The organism is Frigoribacterium sp. Leaf263 (assembly GCF_001422285.1).
Taxonomy (GTDB): domain Bacteria; phylum Actinomycetota; class Actinomycetes; order Actinomycetales; family Microbacteriaceae; genus Frigoribacterium.
This window is the reverse complement of the sequence record NZ_LMMO01000006.1, coordinates 58,653-75,931: the sequence shown is the minus strand read 5'-3', so window position 1 is coordinate 75,931 and position 17,279 is coordinate 58,653. Positions and strand designations below refer to the sequence as shown.

At 66.3% G+C, this 17,279-nt stretch carries 19 protein-coding genes; 12 read left to right on the top strand and 7 right to left on the bottom strand.

What is annotated here, in order from left to right; genetic code table 11:
• Positions 1–97 precede the first annotated feature (97 nt).
• A complete protein-coding gene (locus tag ASF17_RS14110) occupies positions 98–1,375 on the bottom strand; it encodes an MFS transporter (protein WP_055801522.1) in 1,278 nt (425 codons plus the stop codon).
• Positions 1,376–1,822: 447 nt separating this feature from the next.
• On the opposite strand from ASF17_RS14110, the gene ASF17_RS14105 reads away from it, so the two are divergent.
• Genes ASF17_RS14105 through ASF17_RS14095 form a run of 3 tightly spaced genes read left to right on the top strand, consistent with a single transcriptional unit; the run spans position 1,823 to position 5,322 of the window.
• Positions 1,823–3,244 (top strand): MFS transporter, encoded by a 1,422-nt coding sequence (locus tag ASF17_RS14105; protein WP_200913505.1) that lies wholly within the window; start codon positions 1,823–1,825, stop codon positions 3,242–3,244.
• Positions 3,245–3,286: 42 nt separating this feature from the next.
• Positions 3,287–3,982, top strand: coding sequence for a TetR/AcrR family transcriptional regulator (locus ASF17_RS14100; protein ID WP_055801516.1), 696 nt, complete (start codon positions 3,287–3,289; stop codon positions 3,980–3,982).
• Positions 3,979–5,322 carry an NtaA/DmoA family FMN-dependent monooxygenase gene (locus ASF17_RS14095; protein ID WP_055801512.1) on the top strand — a complete coding sequence of 448 codons (1,344 nt, stop codon included), beginning with the start codon at positions 3,979–3,981 and terminating at the stop codon, positions 5,320–5,322. Before ASF17_RS14100 ends, ASF17_RS14095 begins: the two co-directional genes overlap by 4 nt.
• A gap of 137 nt (positions 5,323–5,459) precedes the next feature.
• Here the strand turns inward: ASF17_RS14095 and ASF17_RS14090 are convergent, their stop codons facing one another.
• The 5 genes from ASF17_RS14090 to ASF17_RS14070 all read right to left on the bottom strand — a co-directional run bounded on the left by ASF17_RS14090 (position 5,460) and on the right by ASF17_RS14070 (position 9,417).
• Positions 5,460–5,801, bottom strand: coding sequence for a cupin domain-containing protein (locus ASF17_RS14090; RefSeq protein WP_055801510.1), 342 nt, complete (start codon positions 5,799–5,801; stop codon positions 5,460–5,462).
• Positions 5,802–5,847: 46 nt separating this feature from the next.
• The gene (locus ASF17_RS14085; protein ID WP_055801507.1) at positions 5,848–6,702 is read right to left on the bottom strand and encodes a helix-turn-helix transcriptional regulator; all 855 of its coding nucleotides are present in this window, start codon (positions 6,700–6,702) and stop codon (positions 5,848–5,850) included.
• An 80-nt stretch (positions 6,703–6,782) separates the two neighbouring features.
• Positions 6,783–7,526 (bottom strand): SDR family oxidoreductase, encoded by a 744-nt coding sequence (locus tag ASF17_RS14080; RefSeq protein WP_055801504.1) that lies wholly within the window; start codon positions 7,524–7,526, stop codon positions 6,783–6,785.
• 226 nt (positions 7,527–7,752) lie between these two features.
• On the bottom strand, positions 7,753–8,589 hold the full coding sequence (locus ASF17_RS14075; protein ID WP_055801500.1) for an alpha/beta fold hydrolase: 837 nt from the start codon (positions 8,587–8,589) through the stop codon (positions 7,753–7,755).
• 342 nt (positions 8,590–8,931) lie between these two features.
• Positions 8,932–9,417 (bottom strand): DUF2254 family protein, encoded by a 486-nt coding sequence (locus ASF17_RS14070; protein ID WP_055801497.1) that lies wholly within the window; start codon positions 9,415–9,417, stop codon positions 8,932–8,934.
• A gap of 355 nt (positions 9,418–9,772) precedes the next feature.
• On the opposite strand from ASF17_RS14070, the gene ASF17_RS14065 reads away from it, so the two are divergent.
• Positions 9,773–10,045: a hypothetical protein gene (locus tag ASF17_RS14065; protein ID WP_055801493.1), complete on the top strand. Its 273-nt coding sequence runs from the start codon at positions 9,773–9,775 to the stop codon at positions 10,043–10,045.
• 441 nt (positions 10,046–10,486) lie between these two features.
• On the opposite strand, the gene ASF17_RS14060 is transcribed toward ASF17_RS14065, so the two are convergent.
• Positions 10,487–10,765, bottom strand: coding sequence for a hypothetical protein (locus ASF17_RS14060; RefSeq protein ID WP_055801489.1), 279 nt, complete (start codon positions 10,763–10,765; stop codon positions 10,487–10,489).
• Between the two features lie 1,096 nt (positions 10,766–11,861).
• On the opposite strand from ASF17_RS14060, the gene ASF17_RS14055 reads away from it, so the two are divergent.
• From ASF17_RS14055 to ASF17_RS14020, 8 genes are all read left to right on the top strand, one after another.
• The gene (locus ASF17_RS14055; RefSeq protein ID WP_055801486.1) at positions 11,862–12,083 is read left to right on the top strand and encodes a hypothetical protein; all 222 of its coding nucleotides are present in this window, start codon (positions 11,862–11,864) and stop codon (positions 12,081–12,083) included.
• A gap of 298 nt (positions 12,084–12,381) precedes the next feature.
• The gene (locus ASF17_RS14050) at positions 12,382–12,717 is read left to right on the top strand and encodes a hypothetical protein (protein ID WP_156357452.1); all 336 of its coding nucleotides are present in this window, start codon (positions 12,382–12,384) and stop codon (positions 12,715–12,717) included.
• Between the two features lie 658 nt (positions 12,718–13,375).
• Entirely contained in the window at positions 13,376–14,866 is a 1,491-nt protein-coding gene (locus ASF17_RS14045) for a ParB/RepB/Spo0J family partition protein (RefSeq protein WP_055801479.1), read from the top strand.
• Positions 14,867–15,378: 512 nt separating this feature from the next.
• Positions 15,379–15,579, top strand: coding sequence for a hypothetical protein (locus ASF17_RS14040; RefSeq protein ID WP_055801476.1), 201 nt, complete (start codon positions 15,379–15,381; stop codon positions 15,577–15,579).
• Positions 15,580–15,669: 90 nt separating this feature from the next.
• Positions 15,670–16,212, top strand: coding sequence for an LPD29 domain-containing protein (locus ASF17_RS14035; RefSeq protein ID WP_055801473.1), 543 nt, complete (start codon positions 15,670–15,672; stop codon positions 16,210–16,212).
• Positions 16,213–16,220: 8 nt separating this feature from the next.
• On the top strand, positions 16,221–16,655 hold the full coding sequence (locus tag ASF17_RS14030; RefSeq protein ID WP_156357451.1) for a hypothetical protein: 435 nt from the start codon (positions 16,221–16,223) through the stop codon (positions 16,653–16,655).
• Between the two features lie 34 nt (positions 16,656–16,689).
• Positions 16,690–16,950: a glutaredoxin family protein gene (locus ASF17_RS14025; RefSeq protein ID WP_055801466.1), complete on the top strand. Its 261-nt coding sequence runs from the start codon at positions 16,690–16,692 to the stop codon at positions 16,948–16,950.
• A 3-nt stretch (positions 16,951–16,953) separates the two neighbouring features.
• Positions 16,954–17,226 carry a hypothetical protein gene (locus ASF17_RS14020; protein WP_055801464.1) on the top strand — a complete coding sequence of 91 codons (273 nt, stop codon included), beginning with the start codon at positions 16,954–16,956 and terminating at the stop codon, positions 17,224–17,226.
• Positions 17,227–17,279: the final 53 nt, after the last annotated feature.

Genomic DNA, 17,279 nt, shown 5'->3' with positions numbered 1-17,279 from the left:
GGTGGCTCCTGATGGAGCAGAACTGCCTCGACGATCGGGCTCCTGACGATGACGGCGCGCACCCCGACGGGTGCGCGCCGTCATGTCTCGTGCCCGGTCAGCGCACGCGCTTTATCGGGATGATCGCGACTGCCCCGATCAGTGTGACGATCCCCGCGCCCCAGAGCATCAGCACGTAGTTCTGGTTGTCGGCGCTGCCGACGCCCAGCAGGGCGAGGGCCAGGGCAGGGGCGAGAGATTGGGGCAGGGCGTTGGCGATGTTGATGACGCCGAGGTCCTTTCCGGGTCGGTCTGCGTTCGGCAGCACGTCCACGATCAAGGCGGTGTCGACGGCGGCGTAGATGCCGAAGGCGAAGCCCATGATGATCTCGGCGACATAGAAGCCCGTGACGGTCTCGGCATGCGCGAGCAGCACCAGGCCGACGGCGAATACGACAGTGGAACCTGCGACGAAGATCTTGCGGCGACCGGTGCGGTCGCTCAGATAGCCCGACACGGCGGCGCTGACGAGCAAGGCGATCGTGTAGAGCAGCACGCCGAAAGCCACCGCGGCGGTGGCCTCGGCGACGTCATTGATGCCCAGGTGGTCCTGCATGTAGAGGAGTCGGTACGTCGTGAACATGAACGTGCCGAGCGTGATCAGGAACCGCGACCACCAGGCGAGGCCGAAGTCGGGGTTCTTGATCGGGTTGGTCCAGAACGAGCTGACGAGGTTGATGAAGGTGAACTTCTTGATCTGGTAATCGGGCAGGTCGTCGCGGGCGATGAACGCGTAGACGAGCACCAGTGCCACGGCCAGGACGCCGGGGAGGATGAAGAGCAGCGGCAGGTTGCCGACCAGGAAGACAGCCAGGTAAAGACCGGCGAGGATGGCGACGTTCTGCGCCAGGGCGATGATGCTCGACGCGCGACCGCGCTGGAACTCGGGCACGTTGTCGGCGAAGCTCGCGATCAGGGTGGCGAGCACGGCGTTCGCGGCGACCTGGGCCAACAGCCACGACAGCGTGAGGCTCAGCTGGTTCGGAGAGAAGGCCACGAGCGCCAGTGCGACGGTCAGCAGCACGACGCCGCCGACAAGGTAAGGGCGGCGTCGGCCCCAGCGCGTGCGGGTCCGGTCGCTCAGGGCGCCGATCAGCGGGTTGGCGATCAGGGCGCCCAGGGCACCGATCGGTAGCACCTGCCCGATGAGCGTCTCTGGGCTATCTGGCGCGAGTTCCTGGGCCTTGAGTTGCATGCTCACGAACACCGGTGCCAGGAGGGCGACGAACAGGCCGAACTGCGCGAAGCCGAGCGCGGCCAGATAGCCCCGCCCCACTCGGATGGTGCTGACGGGTTGGGTGAGCGTGGTCTCACCTGCGGGACCGGTCGCGGTCATGACGCCTCCTCGAGTCAAAACCTAGCTGCACTAGGTGTTCAGGAGCGTACATCAGTCAGGACGGCTGTCAAGGGCGCTACGTAGCCGGGGTCGCGAGGGGGCGGAGGTCGTGTGGCTCGGCTTGCAACCGAGAGGAGCCCCTCTCGTGGGCTGGGGTCGTGCTCACGGATGCCGACCCGTGCGCGCCCCCGGCGGAACGGCGGCATGTGGCGCTGACCCTCACGACCACGCGGCACGGGCGGTCTCCCTGATGCCGCGCGGGAGTCGAACGCGCCCGCTAGGACGCCCCGATCTCGCTCACATGCGCCGATCACAAGCGGAGCCTGTGCTCCGCTTTGTGCTACGGTCTTAAGCGGAATGAACATTCCTTTTACAGGTAGGAGACTCGTGACCACGTCCACGAAGCGCACGCACCATCAGGTGACGTTCCTCGTCCTCGCATTGGGAGTGGCGGCGTTCGCGCTGCTGCAGTCCCTCGTGATTCCGGCCTTGCCGACGATCCGTGAGGCGTTGGGCACGTCACAGACGAACGTGACGTGGGTGTTGACGGCTTACCTGTTGTCGGCGTCGATCTTCACCCCGATCATGGGCCGTCTCGGCGACATGTCGGGCAAGAAGCGCGTCTTCGTGGTGGCGCTGGTCGCCCTGGCGCTCGGATCTCTGCTGGCGGCCTTGGCACCGTCTCTCGGGGTCATGATCGTCGCTCGGGTGATCCAGGGGGTCGGTGGGGGAGTGCTGCCGCTCGCCTTCGGCATCATCCGCGATGAGTTCCCCGGTGAGAAGGTCGGTGGCGCTGTCGGTCTGATCGCCGCACTCTCCGCCATAGGCGCCGGATTCGGTATCGTCCTCGCCGGGCCGATCGTGTCGGCCTTCAGCTACCACTGGCTGTTCTGGTTCCCGATGATGATGGTCGTCGTCGCAGCGGTCGCGGCTCTGCTTCTCGTCCCCGAGAGTTCCGAGCGCAGTCCGGGCAGGATCAACTGGGGCGCCGCCACGCTGATGTCCGGCTGGCTGGTTGCTCTCCTCCTCGCTGTCAGCCAGGCCCCTGTGCAGGGCTGGATCTCGCTTCCCGTTCTCGGGCTTCTCGCGGCGGCCGTCGTGATCGGCGTCGTGTGGGTGGTCGTCGAGAAGCGCAGCACGAATCCGTTGATCGACATGCGGATGATGGGGGTCCGCTCTGTGTGGACCACCAATCTCGTCGCCCTCCTCTTCGGTATCGCGATGTACGCGATGCTCGGCTTCCTCCCGACCTTCCTGCAGACCCCGTCGAGCGCCGGATACGGGTTCGGAGCGACCGTCACCCTGTCTGGCGTGATGCTGCTCCCCAATGCGTTGATGATGTTCCTGGTCGGCCTGGTCGCTGGACGCCTGGCTCAGCGGTTCGGCTCACGCCTCATCCTCGTCTTCGGAACGGTCATCTCTCTCGTCGGCCTCCTGATGCTGGCCCTGGCGCACACGGAGGTATGGGAGATCGTCGTCGCGACCGCGCTCACCGGAATCGGCTTCGGGTTGGCGTTCTCGTCGATGTCGAACATCATCGTGAGCGCCGTCCCCCGGGAGCAGACCGGCGTCGCGAGCGGCATGAACGCCAACATCCGTACGATCGGCGGTTCGCTCGGCGCGGCGGTCATGGCGAGCATCGTCGCGTCAGGTGGTGAGACTGCAGGCTTCCCCGCCGAGTCCGGCTACACCGCTGGCTTCCTCGTTCTGGCCGGTGCCATGCTCCTGGCCGGCGTCGCGGGCTTCTTCATTCCCCGCATCACGCGCCACGTCGTCGGCTCGCACCTCGAGGAGCACCCGGTGCCGCTGCGGCATGCGGAGATGGCGATGGTCGCCGGCGGTACCGTCGTCGGGGACGAGTCCGAATAGTGGCGCCGAGCGTGCCTCACCATCACCCGCCAGGGAGCAGAGATGACCACTCAGACCAGCGCCGGCGGCGAACACGAGCACGTCGAGCCCCGAGCTCTACGCCGCGACGCGGCGAAGAATCGCCAGCGTCTCCTCGACGCCGCACGTGAAGTCTTCGCGGACCACGGGCTCGACGCCGGAGTCGAGGAGATCGCCCAGATGGCGGGAGTGGGGGTCGGCACGCTGTACCGGCGGTTCCCCACGAAAGATGCACTGATCGCGGAACTCGTACACGAGTTCATGAAGCAGGTCATCACTCTCGCAAGCACAGCGAAGACGGTTCGGGAGGGCCGCGGACTCGAGCAGTTCGTCTACGCGCTCGGCGAAGTCCAGTCGGCGAACCGGGGCTGCCTGGCGAGGATCTGGAGCGATGAGAGCACCGCCGCCCTGCGCCGGCAGTATCGGGTCCTGATCGCGGACCTGCTCGAGGACGCCGCCACCCAGGGGACCATCCGTGCTGACGCCTCGGTGACCGACCTGGACCTGCTCTTCTGGGCGCTCCGCGGCATCATCGAGACCGCCGGAGACCATGCGCCTGAGGCCTGGCGGCGGCACGCGGCGATCCACCTCGCTGGTCTTCGCCCCTCCGCCGGCAAACTGCCACTTCCACCCGTCGACGAGGACGTGGTCGCCCGCTCGCGCGAATCCCTGCTGCAGCGCGGCGGGGACCCCGACCGTCGAACCGAAGGAGACGCATGACCACCGGTAAGCAGATGATCCTCGGAATGCACTTGGGCAACGGTTACGGGTCGCAGACCTCGGCCTGGCGTGCCCCCGGTGTGGATCCGGCGAACTACACGAGCTTCGACGCCCAGGTGCGCTATGCCCAGGCCGCGGAGCGGGGCAAGTTCGCGTTCTTGTTTCTCCCCGATTTCCTCGGTGAACAGCGCGACCTCAGTCGCGAATCGCTCATGATCACGCTCGACCCGATGCTGACCCTCGCCGCCATCGCCCGTGAGACGTCGCGTATCGGGCTCGTCGCAACCGGCTCCACCACCTTCATGGAGCCGTTCAATCTCGCCCGGCAATTCAAAGCCCTCGACATCATGAGTCACGGCCGAGCCGGGTGGAACGCCGTCACCACGAGCGATCCCGCCGCCGCTGCGAACTACGGCAAGACGATCGCCCCGCGTCCCGAGAGGTATCAACGCGCCCATGAGACGATCCAGATCGTTCAGGCGCTCTGGGGCAGCTGGGAACAGGGCGCATGGCTGAAAGACACGGCCAGCGGTCGCTTCGCCGACAACGCGAAGATCCGGCCGATCAACCTGCAGGGCGAGTACGTCGCCTCGCGGGGGCCGCTGCCCCTTCCTCCCTCCGAGCAGGGTCAGCCCGTGATCTTCTCAGCCGGCGGGGGAGCGAACGGGGCGGAGATCGCGGGGCGGTACGCCAGTGGCGTCGTCGGTGCCGTCTTCACGATTGACGACGCCAGAGAGCAGCGCGAGGCCCTACGAGAGGCTGCGCGCCGGGCGGGACGGAACCCCGACGAGGTGAAGTTCTTCGCCGGTGTGATGCCTGCGATCGCCCCCACGAAACGCGAGGCTCTTGACCGTCGGGTGGCGCTGGGCGAGCTGACCGTCGCCGACCGAGTGCCGTATCTCAGTGCGATGCTCAGCCTGCCGGTTCCCCTGACCCTCGAACAGCTCGACCTTCCTCTCACAGCGGAGCAACTCGCCTCAGCGCGTCCCAACCCTTACGACCCGAGGTCGGCCCGTGCGCTCGAGGTGGCTAGCGAAGGATGGACGATTCGCGATGTCCTCGCGCACGGGGTCATCGACTACCACCCGACCCCGGTCGGGCCGGCCTCCGTCATCGCTGACCATCTGCAGGAGTGGTTCGAGGCAGGCGCCTGCGACGGTTTCTGGATCTCGATCGACGTCAACGAGGACGGCATAGACACCTTCGTCGACGAGGTCGTTCCGATCCTGCAGGCGCGCGGCCTGTACCACGACGACTATGAGGGAAGCACGCTGCGGGAGAACCTGGGCGCGCCTGACCAGTACGGCCTCGATCCGCGGCTGATGTCGGCGGACAGCTGAGCGAGGAGCGCCGGTCGGGGAGACGTGACCGGATCCTCGACGAGATGGCGGCCACGACGCGCAGCGCCTACCCCTCGAACGTCGACCGCGAAGGTTCCCGGTCGCGCTTCGAGTGCTGACCGGTGGGACGGTGGGTGTCACTCGTCGTCGATGAGTTCGTACTGCTCGTAGTGCCAGTCCGGCCGGGTGATGGTCATGTAGGTCAGCCCCGTGGTCTTGATGGAATGTGCGGCCAGGGGTTCGACGACGACGATGTCCCGTTCACCGACTTCGTGCTCTTCGTCACCGACTGTGAATGTGGCGTTGCCTTCGATGATGAAGTAGATCTCGTGGACTTCCCGGTTCAGGTGCCGGCCGGTTTCAGGGGTGTCTGCGGTGAGGGTCTGGTACGAGATGCCGACCGCGTCGTTGACGGAGTACTTCCAGATCGTCCCGTCCGGGGTGGGTATCTCTCGAGCAGCGTTCGCGGGGATGTGCATGCTGGGGTCCTTCGACGGTGGGTGGTGGGGGATCGGTCGGCGGTGGTCATTCCGGGGTGATGGGGAGTCCGAGGTCCTGCCGGCCGATGACGGTGAGGAGATCGAGTTTGCTGCGGCTGTCGCTTCCTGGGCTGGGGTTGAGAACGAGGAGGGTCTGGGAGCGGTTCTCGGTGAAGAGCATCTGGGCGTCGATCTCGATCCTGCCGAGTTCGGGGTGGAGCAGGACCTTGCAGTCGTCGTAGCGGAGCGCCACCTCGTGGAAGTTCCACAGGCGGACGAACTCCACGCTCAAATGGGAGAGCTCGGCGGCGAGGTGTTCGGCTCGGGCGGTGTCGCTTCCGGTCGTGGTCGCCATCCGGAGGCGGGCGACGAGGAATCGTCCGTGTATCTCGTGTGCTTCCGGTGGGTAGAGGCGTCTTTCGGTGGGATCGGTGAACCAGCGGTAGAACCCACTGCGGGCGAGACCGGTGTGGATGGTTTCGTCGCCGAGCAGGGTCTCGGCGAGGGAGTTCATCGCTAGCGTGTCGTGCAGATCGTTCTGGACGAGGCAGGGGATCTCGTGGAGTCCGTCGAGCACGCTCATGAGCGCGGGGCTGACGTGGTCGGTTCGGTCGAAGCGGCTGGGCGCGTTGTGGCCGATGAGGGCGAAGAGATGGTCGCGCTCGTCGAGCGTCAGGCGGAGGGCGCGGGCCAGGGATGTGGCGACCTGCGTCGAGGGTGTGGGTGCTCGCTGCTGTTCGAGGCGCGCGTAGTAGTCCGTGGAGATGCCGGCGAGTTGAGCGAGCTCCTCCCGTCGGAGGCCGGGTGCACGCCTCCGCGGTCCGACTGAGAGGCCTACATCTCGCGGCTGCAGCAGCTCGCGCCGTGATCTCAGGAATTCGGCGAGGAAGCGTTTGTCCATGCCCTCATCATGGGGCGCGGGGCGTGTCTCAGCCAGAGACCGCCGGTCTCCCGTTCGGGAGCGGGGACCGGCGGATGCCGTCAGAGTGTGCTGAACATGGCGAGGAGACCGTCGTAGGTTCCGTCGGCCGTCGCATTGCGGATCCCCCGGGCGGGTTCGACGACCAGCTCGTGGGCGTCGGGGTCCTCTCGCCACTGGGTCATGACCTGGTCGAGGAAGTCCTCGAGCGGCATGGCGTCAGGGTTGTTCTTCTGGCCCAGCAGGTCCGTGCGCACGCCCGATGGCACGATCTCGACGACCTGGATGCCCGTGTCGGCGAGTCGGATCCTCTGGCTCTCCGTGAACGAATGCAGCGCCGCCTTCGTCGCGCTGTAGGTCGGGGTCGCGGGGAACGGGACGAAAGCGAGGGCCGAGGTGACGTTGACGATGGCCGCGCCCTTCCTGCCGGCGAGTAGGGAGGTGAAGGCGTACGAGGTTCGGATCGGTCCGAGGAGGTTCGTGGCGATCTGCTGCTCCGCGAGCCGGATGTCGGACGGGTCGAGGGGATCCTCTCGGAGTTGGGTGCCGGCGTTGTTGACCAGGATGTTCAGGTCGGGGTGGCTGATCTCGAGATTCGTGCGCGCCCGGGCGATGGAGTCCGGGTCGGTGACGTCGAGCTCGATGGCGGAGATGGCGGGGTGCTCGGCCGTGATCGCGTCCAGTAGTTCTGTGCGCCGTCCCGCGATGATGACCTTGTTGCCCGCTTCCGTCAGTCGCAGGGCCAGGCCGAGGCCGATGCCCGAGGTGCCTCCGGTAATGAGGATGGTGTTTCCGGCGATGTCCACGTGACGTGCTCCTAGGTTCGTGCCGTCCCTTCTGGGGCCGCTGAATCGACCGTAGGAGAATGCTCACGCACGAAGGAGAGTCCGCCTGTCCCTGGATCCCAGCATCCCCGCCTCCTCGTGCTGTCACCGCGGACTGATGCTGGGATCGGCCAGCTGGTTCAACGGCAGGAGAGCGCGGCTCTGGCTGTCTAGCCGGGGCCGCGCTCTCGGAGTCCGCGTCCTGGTCCTACTTCGCGAGGAACGCGAGGACGACGCGGTTGAACTCGTCGGCGTCGCTCACGTTCGCACCGTGCGGAGCGCCGGCGATGACGTGCAGCTCGGAACCGGCGATCGCGGCGTGCGTCCGCGCACCGGAGCCCTCGTAGGGGACGGTCGCGTCACCGTCGCCGTGGATGACCAGCGTCGGCACGGTGACCCGGGTCAGGTCGTCGCGGAAGTCGGTGTTCGCGAACGAGGCCATGGCCTCGAGGGCCGCGGTCTTGTCGGCCTGCTTGGCGAGACGGAGCGCGTCCTGACGGTCGGCCTCCGACACCTTCAGCACGCCGTCGACCGAGAAGAAGCCGGTGGTGAACTCGTCGTAGAACGAGTCTTCGTCCTTCGTGAGGCCCGCGGTCATGTCGGCGGCCGCCTCCTTGGTCAGAGGGCCGTCCGGGTTGTCGTCGGTCTTCATCAGGTACGGCGGGACGGCCGAGGCGAAGACGACGCTGTGCAGACGCTCCGTTCCGTACTTCGTGAAGTAGCGGGCGACCTCGCCGCCACCCATCGAGAAGCCGACGAGGGTGACGTCGTTCAGGTCGAGCTCGGTGAGGACCGTGTGGAGGTCCTCCGTGAGGTGGTCGTAGTCGTATCCGGTCTTGGGCTTGTCGCTCCGGCCGAAGCCCCGACGGTCGTAGGTCACGACCCGGTAGCCGGCCTCGACGAACGCGGGCACCTGCTTGCTCCACGACTCGCCCGAGAGAGGCCAGCCGTGGATGAGGACGACGGTGCGTCCCGTTCCACCGGTGTCGTCGACGTGGAGGTCGGTGTTCTTGAAGAGCCCGTGGTGGGCGGTGATCTCAGACATGAGTTCTTGCCTTTCCGGACCGCTGGCGCGGCCTTCCACGACTCTTCGTACTCGTCGCGGGCAGAGGATGGGGCCCGTGACGGGACCAGTGCGCCAGGCGGACAATCAGTCGCGACGACGCTTCGAAATTCGTCGTCCTTCTCGGCTAGGTGCCATGAACGGCCAGCTCGACGCGGGTGTTTGATAGCCGATCCTTGGCGGGGAACCTGAGCAAATCCGAAAACCCCACCTGGGTAGCAAGGTCTGGGCTGCTCTCGCAACCTAGTCGCATGCCAGCCCAGCGCCTGATACCGGGTGGGGCCTCGTCCCTGGTGAAAGTTGGTGTGCCGAAACAGGTGACGCTCAGTCCTCGTCTCGTGACTTTGCTGTCTTTTCTTCGTCGGGCCGGGCGTTCGAGGCGGGGGTGACGAGGTCGGCGGCTGAGCCGATGCCTGAGGGGTCGGGTATCTGAGCGACTCGAGCGTCGGAGACAGTCGCTGCCCGGGCGGTCGAGAGCTCGGTCAGGAGAGCGAGTTGTTCTTCAAGGGGTCCTGTGCGGTCGGGTGGGGCGATGCTGAGGAGGTCGAGCAGTGCTGCGCGGAGGCGGCGGGCGACCTGCGGGGAGCCGGCGCCGGCTGGGCGGATCTCGTCGAACGCGAGGCGGACGTAGCCGCCCCAGAGCATCGTGGGAGCGGTGAGCCGGAGGGTGCCGTCGGCGTCGTGGTGTTCCCCGGAGTGCAACGGCCGGTAGATCAGGTGCCGGAGGATGTCGTGCAGTCTGTCGATGGCCTGAACGGCAGTTGTTGGGTCATCGAACGGGCCGCCGACTCGGTAGGACGTGACTGTCATTTGGTTACGGCAGCTGGCGCCTCGCCGGAGGTGCGTCAAGCACAGGCCTGGTCTCCATTGGAACGATGGCTAAGTGGCCATATCCGGCCAGCCGATGCCGCTTTCGTGTGCAAGCTGTTGCCGCATCCGGATGAGTGGAGCCTCCGTGCCTCGTGGGCGACGTAAACGCGATGACGTGCAGGGGAGTTCGGGGACAACGAGCGCAGTCGCATGGGTGGGGCTGGCTGTTACTGGTGCGATCAGCGTGGGCCTCGTTGCCGTCGCTTTGTTGCGGTAGCTCCGCTCGGATCGATCAGGGCACCGCCCTAGGGCTTGCATGCTCGTCCCGTTTACCTGAAAGGGGTATCAAGATCTCATGACGAAGAAGATCGACACAGCCGCGAAAGATCTCATCCAGGCGGTTGAGGAGCACGCTCAGCTGTCTGGTTTGAAGCCGGTACCGCCGAAGAAGGTGGCACGTGCTGCTGTGGAGCTTCGTAAGGCGACTGCGGCGTATACCGCCGTGGTGGAACAGCGCACAGGTCAGATCAACCCGTTCATCGACGCCTTGGACGCGGGGACTGTCGACTCGCTCATCCGAGAGCGGGACAGGCTAGCGAAGAAGGCCCGTAAGGCTGACAATTCCTGAGCGCGGGTACCCGCTAGAGGATCGATCCCGCGGGTAGACAGTCGCGGGCCGGGAGTTGGACGCCCTTCCTCGGCGGGAAGGGCGTCCCCTTTGTTTAGCCCGAGGGGTTCTCGACGGGTGTTCCGTCGGGCTCGGTACCGTGGTCGGGATCGACCGTGTCGGGGTTGGCAGGTGTGGCCGGTCGCTTGGTGTCGCTCATGCGTGCTCCTCCAGCTCGGTCGTGCCACGAGGCGGGTGCCTTCGCTTCCCCAGCCTGCGCTCTCACCCCGCCGACCCGCTCAGGACGGCGGAGAGCAACCTGGCCCGTGGAGCCGTTCACGGAGGCGTGTCACGTGATCGCTCCACGTCGACGTTCCGTCGTCGTTCTCGATGCCCTCGAGACAGTCACGGACGGCCTGGAAGACTCCGGCGTCGATGTCAACTGCTCGCTGGCTCTCCGAGTCAGTACCAGGGGTGGTAATCATCAAAATTTGAGGTCTCGAACGGGGCGATGAGATCCTCGTCGCTTCGGTGGTCAATGTCGACGGTCTCGGACTGCAGGGTGATCTGCACGCCGGGCGCCACCAAAACACTCAGAGTGCGGTTACCGAAGATCGACACGGTGACGAAGTCCGCTCCGTCACGGGCAGCGGCAGCGACGTCGCGTTTGATCTGTTCGAGGTCTTGCCCAGGGGTCAGCACGTAGAGGGCGCCGTTCACACTCATTGTGATTTGGTCCATCAGACCAGGGTGCCAACTGACGTCCGAAGAGTCCAAGGGTTGACCTTTGGCTAGACAGCGCCTAGCCGATACCTCTCATGGTGTGCGCTGGCTGAAATGCGAGTAGATCTCGAATGGGGGATGCATGGGATGCGTCACTGATGTGAACTGTGTCTAGGCAAGCGCGTTGGTAACGCGATGGGGTGGACCGATTCGGGTCGCCTATCCCGACTTGCTTCGAGCTCACGCGTCGATGCCTTCATGAGCACCGCGTGAAGTTGGAGAAAAACTGGCGTACACGCCGGCAACAGCCGCCCCAAGTTTCCCTAAGGCTTGGGGCGGTTTTGGCGCTTTCATCGTGCTCGGGCAGGTGCGAGCTTCGCCGAATAGTGAACAGACATCTGCTTGACCCTCGACAGGGCGACGTCTAGGCCCCCTTAATGGGGTTTGGCACGCGCGATGGTTTACGTGCAGGGACAGTCGTTATCTGAGACCCGCGGCGTCCCGCCTCGGCCGGCTGCCGCGACGCACCTGATCCGCGTCGCGGCGGCTGTGTCATTCCAGGGGAGGCGGGGCCGGCATCGCGCACCCCTGCGCGGCGGCCCCACCAAGAAGTACGAGGACCCGAATCCTTGTACCCCGATGTCGGTGGGCCTGCGGCCTCCCGACGTGCCCGAGAAGATACGCGGTTGCGAGGTTGGTCGCAGGGTTCTTGTTCGACCTCGAATGAAGGGTGTGGCGCCCTTCCGGTTCGGGCCAGAAGGGCACCCTGCCTCCCGAGCACGCTTCACATGCTCGATGGGTGGTCAGGGCTAGGGCCCCGGGGAAGCAGGGGTGAACGCTACGCCGGTGCCAGCGGTTGCGCGCTAGTGAGTTCGATTTGTGGACATGAGGCGTTTCGCCTTCTCGTCATGAACGAGGCCCCAGAGTTCCATTCGGTAGACGTCGGGTTGGTGTCGTATTACGGTTCGAGGACTCGAGTTTGGATCAGGATTCGGGTAGGCCCAGACCCCGCCGCCGTTGTGCCGGCATTCGGGTGCCTGGCCCGCGGCGGGGTCCGGGCCTCTAACAACGTCCAGGGGCGCGCTCGATGTTTGCTCGAAGAGCACTACGAGCCATGAACCAATACACCATGACTGTTGATGGAAACCTCTATCTTTTGGCCGAGGACGAAGATCCAGAACGCATCCAGCGAGACATCACCGCGGCCCGCACCAAGGCCGACTTCGTCACCGCCCGGCTCTCCGGCAACGGTTCCCTGGCGGTCTTGGTCACAGGGAAAGTGCCAAAGAAAATTCGCTTCGACATCAGCCGTGTCGACCCTTCCAGCGACGTCTAGTCCGAGCTTGCACCTCGTGCCGAACGTGTCGCTTCCGAGCCTGCCGACGCTGGCGAAGCCACCCGCTACAGGAGCTGCACGGGCACGTCGACCGATGTGTCATCGCCTCGATAGTCCCGAAGGCCGAGAGGAGCCCATCAGCGTCCACACCGAGCGTCGAGTCGGGGAACCCGGCGACGACGGAGGTGCCGCGGTTGTCGACATGGCCACACCCTAGGGCCGACCACTATCCAGATCGAGACTCTGCGCGGAGGCCTCACCCCGGGCCGTGTCGGTGGCTGATTCTACCGTCCAGCTCATGGGAGTTCGAGGATCAGGGGAGCAGGCGGCCGCCGTGCTGCGCCGACGCCCCTACAAGCACCCCTACGCCGTCCCGCCGATCCCGGGCGGGCAGGGCCTGTGGCAGATCCGGCAGGTCGTCACTGATCCACTCGGCTACGTCCGGCAGCGCCCTGTGCAGGGTGGTTTCGTCTTCGACGTCTACGCGCACTGCCGAGACGCCGGGGGCCGGCGCCCCTGGCTCCACACCGCCGAGTCGTTCAACTCCGCCGTCGCGTGGACAATCCAGCACGACCGCGAGATCCGCGCACTGATCGCGAGCAGCACACCGGAGCCCGACGCCTGGCCGCTATAGGCGCGGCTTGAGGACTCACCAGCGGCCTGCGGTTACGCTTGATCCAGGCCAAGTTCCCCCACTTGGCCCCTGGCCCCGGTGTGCACCCCCCTCCGCACCCGGGGCCCCTCTCTGCCCGCTGGCTGTCTCTGAGGCCTCGACGGCCCCTGGTCGGGGTCTCGTTCGTTCGGCTACCGTCCAGGGCACCAGAGGATCAGACCTCTGAGGCCTTGCCTTCATCCCAGGCGGCCACACCGCCCCGTGCGCCCTCACCACGTGCGCGGGGCGGTCCTCATTCCGGGGGAGCAGCGCGACAAATTACACGCGCCTCACGGCCCCGAGTTCCGCGGAAAATCAAGGGCTGAGGACACTCGCTGCGCTCGAGGTCGCTTCGCTCCCGGGGGTGCCGCTGCGCGGCGCTGTGTCGCCCTGACGGGCTCGTTGTTTTGCCGTGAAGCCTTCGGCGGCTCGGTCGCTGCGCTCCCTCGTAGCAACCTCTGGGCCCTGTTCAAGTGGCTGCGCCACCGGTTCCCCCGACAAGTGCGGGACGCGGTCGCTGCGCTCCCTTCTTTCGCCCCGAACTTCTCTCCTCCTCCGCCCTTCGGGTTGCACAGGCCCCGCCGGTAGCTCAGGCGATGGAACCGCCTTCACGGCAAAAAAACGAGAGGAAGAGAAGAACATGACAACCACTACCGCAGGCACCATCGAACACATCGACCCCACGAGCATCGAGGTCGAGGAGAACGTGCGACTCGACGTGACGATCGACAAAGACTTCGTCGCGTCGATCAAGGCGAACGGGGTCCTCGTACCGATCCTCGCGCGCCGGGACGACCAGGGCCGCGTGCACGTCCGGGCCGGGCAGCGCCGCACCCTCGCCGCCCGAGAAGCGGGCGTCGCGACGATCCCGGCGTACATCGTGACCGGGGACGACGACACGGCAACGCGGATCATCGAGCAGCTAGTCGAGAACGATCAGCGCCAGGGCGTGAAGCAGTCCGAAAGGGTCGCCGCGTTCAAGCAGCTGTCGTTCGACGGCATGAGCGCAGCCACCATCGGACGCCGCACCGGCACCAAAGCGGCGGAAGTGAAGAAGGGCCTCGCTGTCGCCGACAGCGCAGCGGTCACCGAGTCGGCGGACCTCTACGAGCTGACGCTCGATCAGGCCGCCGTGCTGATCGAGTTCGAGGACGACGCCGACGTGTTGGCCGAGCTTTCCACCGAAGCCCGCCAGCGCCCCGCGCAGTTCCCCCACTCGGTGCAGCGCGCCCGTGACGACCGCGCCCGCGCCGCCGCGATCGCTGCCCGCACCGCTGAGCTGGTCGAGCAGGGCTGGACGATCCTCGACCGTCAGCCCGGCTACTACGAGGCCGAGCATGTCCGGGTCTCATACCTGGACGACGCCGACGGCAACCAGGTCACCGTGGAGACCCTGGCCACGGTCGAGGGTCGGGCCGCGTTCGTCGGATCGAACTACGGCTCGACCGACGCTCAGGCGGAGTTCTTCGTGACGAAGGCCCAGATGAAGGCCCTCGGGTGGCGTGACCGCAGCAGCGGCGCCGGTGCCGCCGGTCCCATGACCGACGAGCAGAAGGCCGAGCGCCGCACCCTGATCGCCAACAACAAGGCGTGGGCCTCCGCTGAGATCGTCCGCCGCGAGTGGCTGACCGAGTTCCTCTCGCGCAAGACCATGCCGAAGGACGCCCAGCAGTGGGTCGCCGTGGCACTCACGCGCCACCGCCAGACCGTCGGTCACGGCATTACCGATGGAAACGGCCTCGCCGCGACGTTCCTGGGGGTGGAGGCCACGGCCTCCTATTGGAAGGCAACCGCTATCGAGGAGTACGCCGCCGCGCACCCCGCGAAGGCGCTGCACGTCATGGTCGCCGTGACCCTCGGCGGCATCGAGTCCAGCACCAGCAAGGGCACCTGGCGGAACCCGACCGGCCTCGACGGTCTCTACTTCGAGCAGTTGGCCGCTTGGGGTTACGGCCTGGCCGAGGTCGAGCAGATCGTCGTCGACGGCGGCAAGGTCGACGCTGCCCGACACGCAGCCCAGGCCGAGAGCATCCGGGGGACCGCTGCTGACGACACCCAGCACACCGGCGACTTCGACCCGTTCGACGCTGAGGGTGACGACTACGACGAGACCGCCATGGACGAGAGCTAGAACCGGGGGAGGGGAGGGCCTAATCGAAGTGGGCTCCTCCCCGCCCCTCCGGTTCTCCGGCGCCGGCGTCCCACCTTCGGTGAGACACGAAGGGGCTTCGCCCCCTCATCTCTCCCCGGTGCACCTCGACGGAGCTCGGTGCACACCGGCAGGGCCGGCTGCGACGATTCACCCCCACTCGCTGCGCTCGAGGTCGCTGCGCTCGTGGTCGCTTCGCTCCCGTGTGGAGTCGCCGCTGCGCGTCGACCCTGTCTGGCCCTGGCGGGCCGTTGTTTTGCCGTGAAGCCTTCGGCGGCTCGGTCGCTGCGCTTCCTCGTAGCCACCTCCGGGTCTCCGTTCAAGTGGCTACGCCACCGGCTCCTCCGAGATTTCCGGCACGCGGTCGCTGCGCTCCCTTATTTCGCGCCGGAATTCTCTCCCCTGCCGCCCTTCGGGTTGCACTGCGCCCTTCGGTCGCTAAGGCGGAAAACCGCCTTCACGGCAAAAAAACGAGGAGGAGAAGGAGAGATCAGATGGCTCAGCAGATCACGACCGTCACCACCGTCGTTCCCGTCGTTCAGGAGGAGGGCCTACAGCGCCAGCTCCGGAAGCTGGGGGAGCGAGACAGCGACCTCGCCGGACACGCCCGCAACGGCTGGACCCTCAGCCACACGGCAGCTATCGGCGGGACCGACTACACGACGTTCGTCGACACCCTCACCCGCGACCACTAGCGGGCACGCAGAAGCGGGATGGACCCAACCGAAATGGGTCCGTCCCGCTCCATCCAGTCAAGCAGGCCCCCCGACAGGAGACAAGACCCCATGAGCACCATGATCCCCACCAAAGACGTTGCGAAGCTGCTCCGGACGGAGCTTCGAGCGGCGTTCCCCGGCGTCAAGTTCAGTGTTCGGTGCAGCACCGGCACCGCGTCGTCGTGGATGAACGTCAGCTGGGCCGACGGCCCGACGACCGGCCAGGTCGACGAGATCGCGGGCCGGTTCGAGGGCCGGAAGTTCAACGGCATGACCGATAGCTACGACCACCAGGGCAGCGTGCTGATTGCCGGTCAGGGCGACGCGATGCCCGAGGAGGTCGTCTACGGGTGTGACGGCATCCTCACGGCCCGCACCTTCACGGCAGCGGGGCACCTCGAAGCCCAACGCGTCATCGAGACCGACAGCAGCATCCCCCACGTCCGCGTGTGCTACGAGGACGGGAACCTGATCAAGCGGGCCGGCAACCTCATCCGCCCCGGTGACGAGGTGCAGATCGCCGGGCACGGCTACAGCGACTGGATGGACGTCCACCAGGCCGTGCACCTCGCCCTCTACAAGCGGGACCTGACCCCCGCCCGGACCAAGTGAGGCCCGCCGTGCACATCACCTACCGACGCCCCAGCACCCTGGGCGTCCGGCGTCTCGACCCCAAGGCCCCCGACGCCGATCTCGACCTCAGCCAGATGGAATGCGAGTCCGCACCCGAGAGCATCTCGGGGTGGCAGTGCACCCGGCCACTCGGCCACGAGGGCGAGCACCGCGCCGTGTTCGGCGGACTCGGCGACGGCCCAGCCAAGGCCGTCGTCCTCGCGTGGACAGCCGACGACGTACCCGTCACGCACGTCACCCCTGCGTGCATGTTCTGCCAGGAGACGAGCACCGTCGAGCTCACCCGCGCCGAGTACCGGCTCTTCACCGAGGGGGAGCCCATCCAAGACGCCATGCCGAACCGGCCCGCCCCGGAGCGTGAGCTAATCCGCACGGGCATCCACCCGACGTGCTGGTCCGACGCCTTCGGCCCCGCTGATTGACCGCTGCACCAGAATGAACGAAGGGGGTACCGCCATGATCACCGTCTACAAAAAGCCGCAGTGCTTCGCGTGCACCAAGACGATCGAGAAGTTCGAAGCCGCAGGACTCGAGGTCAAAGTCGTCGATGTCACCGAGAACCCTGGAGCCCTGGCTTACGTCAAAGACGACCTCGGCTACACCGGCGCCCCCGTTGTCGTGGTCTCAGAGCACGACCACTGGTCAGGGCTTCGCCCCGACCACATCGCCCGTGTCATCGCCGGCGGTGGTGCCGACAATGAGACGCCGGGGGAGTAGGTCATGGACTGGGGAGGATGGGCCGAAGAAGAGGTACCCCCACCCACCGACGCCGATGCGCCGCCCGTCTTCGACGACCCGACGGACGACGTCCATCCGTGGGAGCTGACTCCGGCCGAACAGCGGATCTACGACGCGGGTTTCATCACCGGCTATGAGCTGCAGTCCACCGCTCACACGAACGAAGTCGCGCATCTCAATCACGAGGCCGACCGGCTTTACCGGGCAGCGTTCGATCATCGCAACTGCCAGTGCTGGAAGCAGCACGGAACCTGATCACCGGGCCCTGGTCTCCAGGATCGACACGCGATAGAATGTTCTATAGGAGG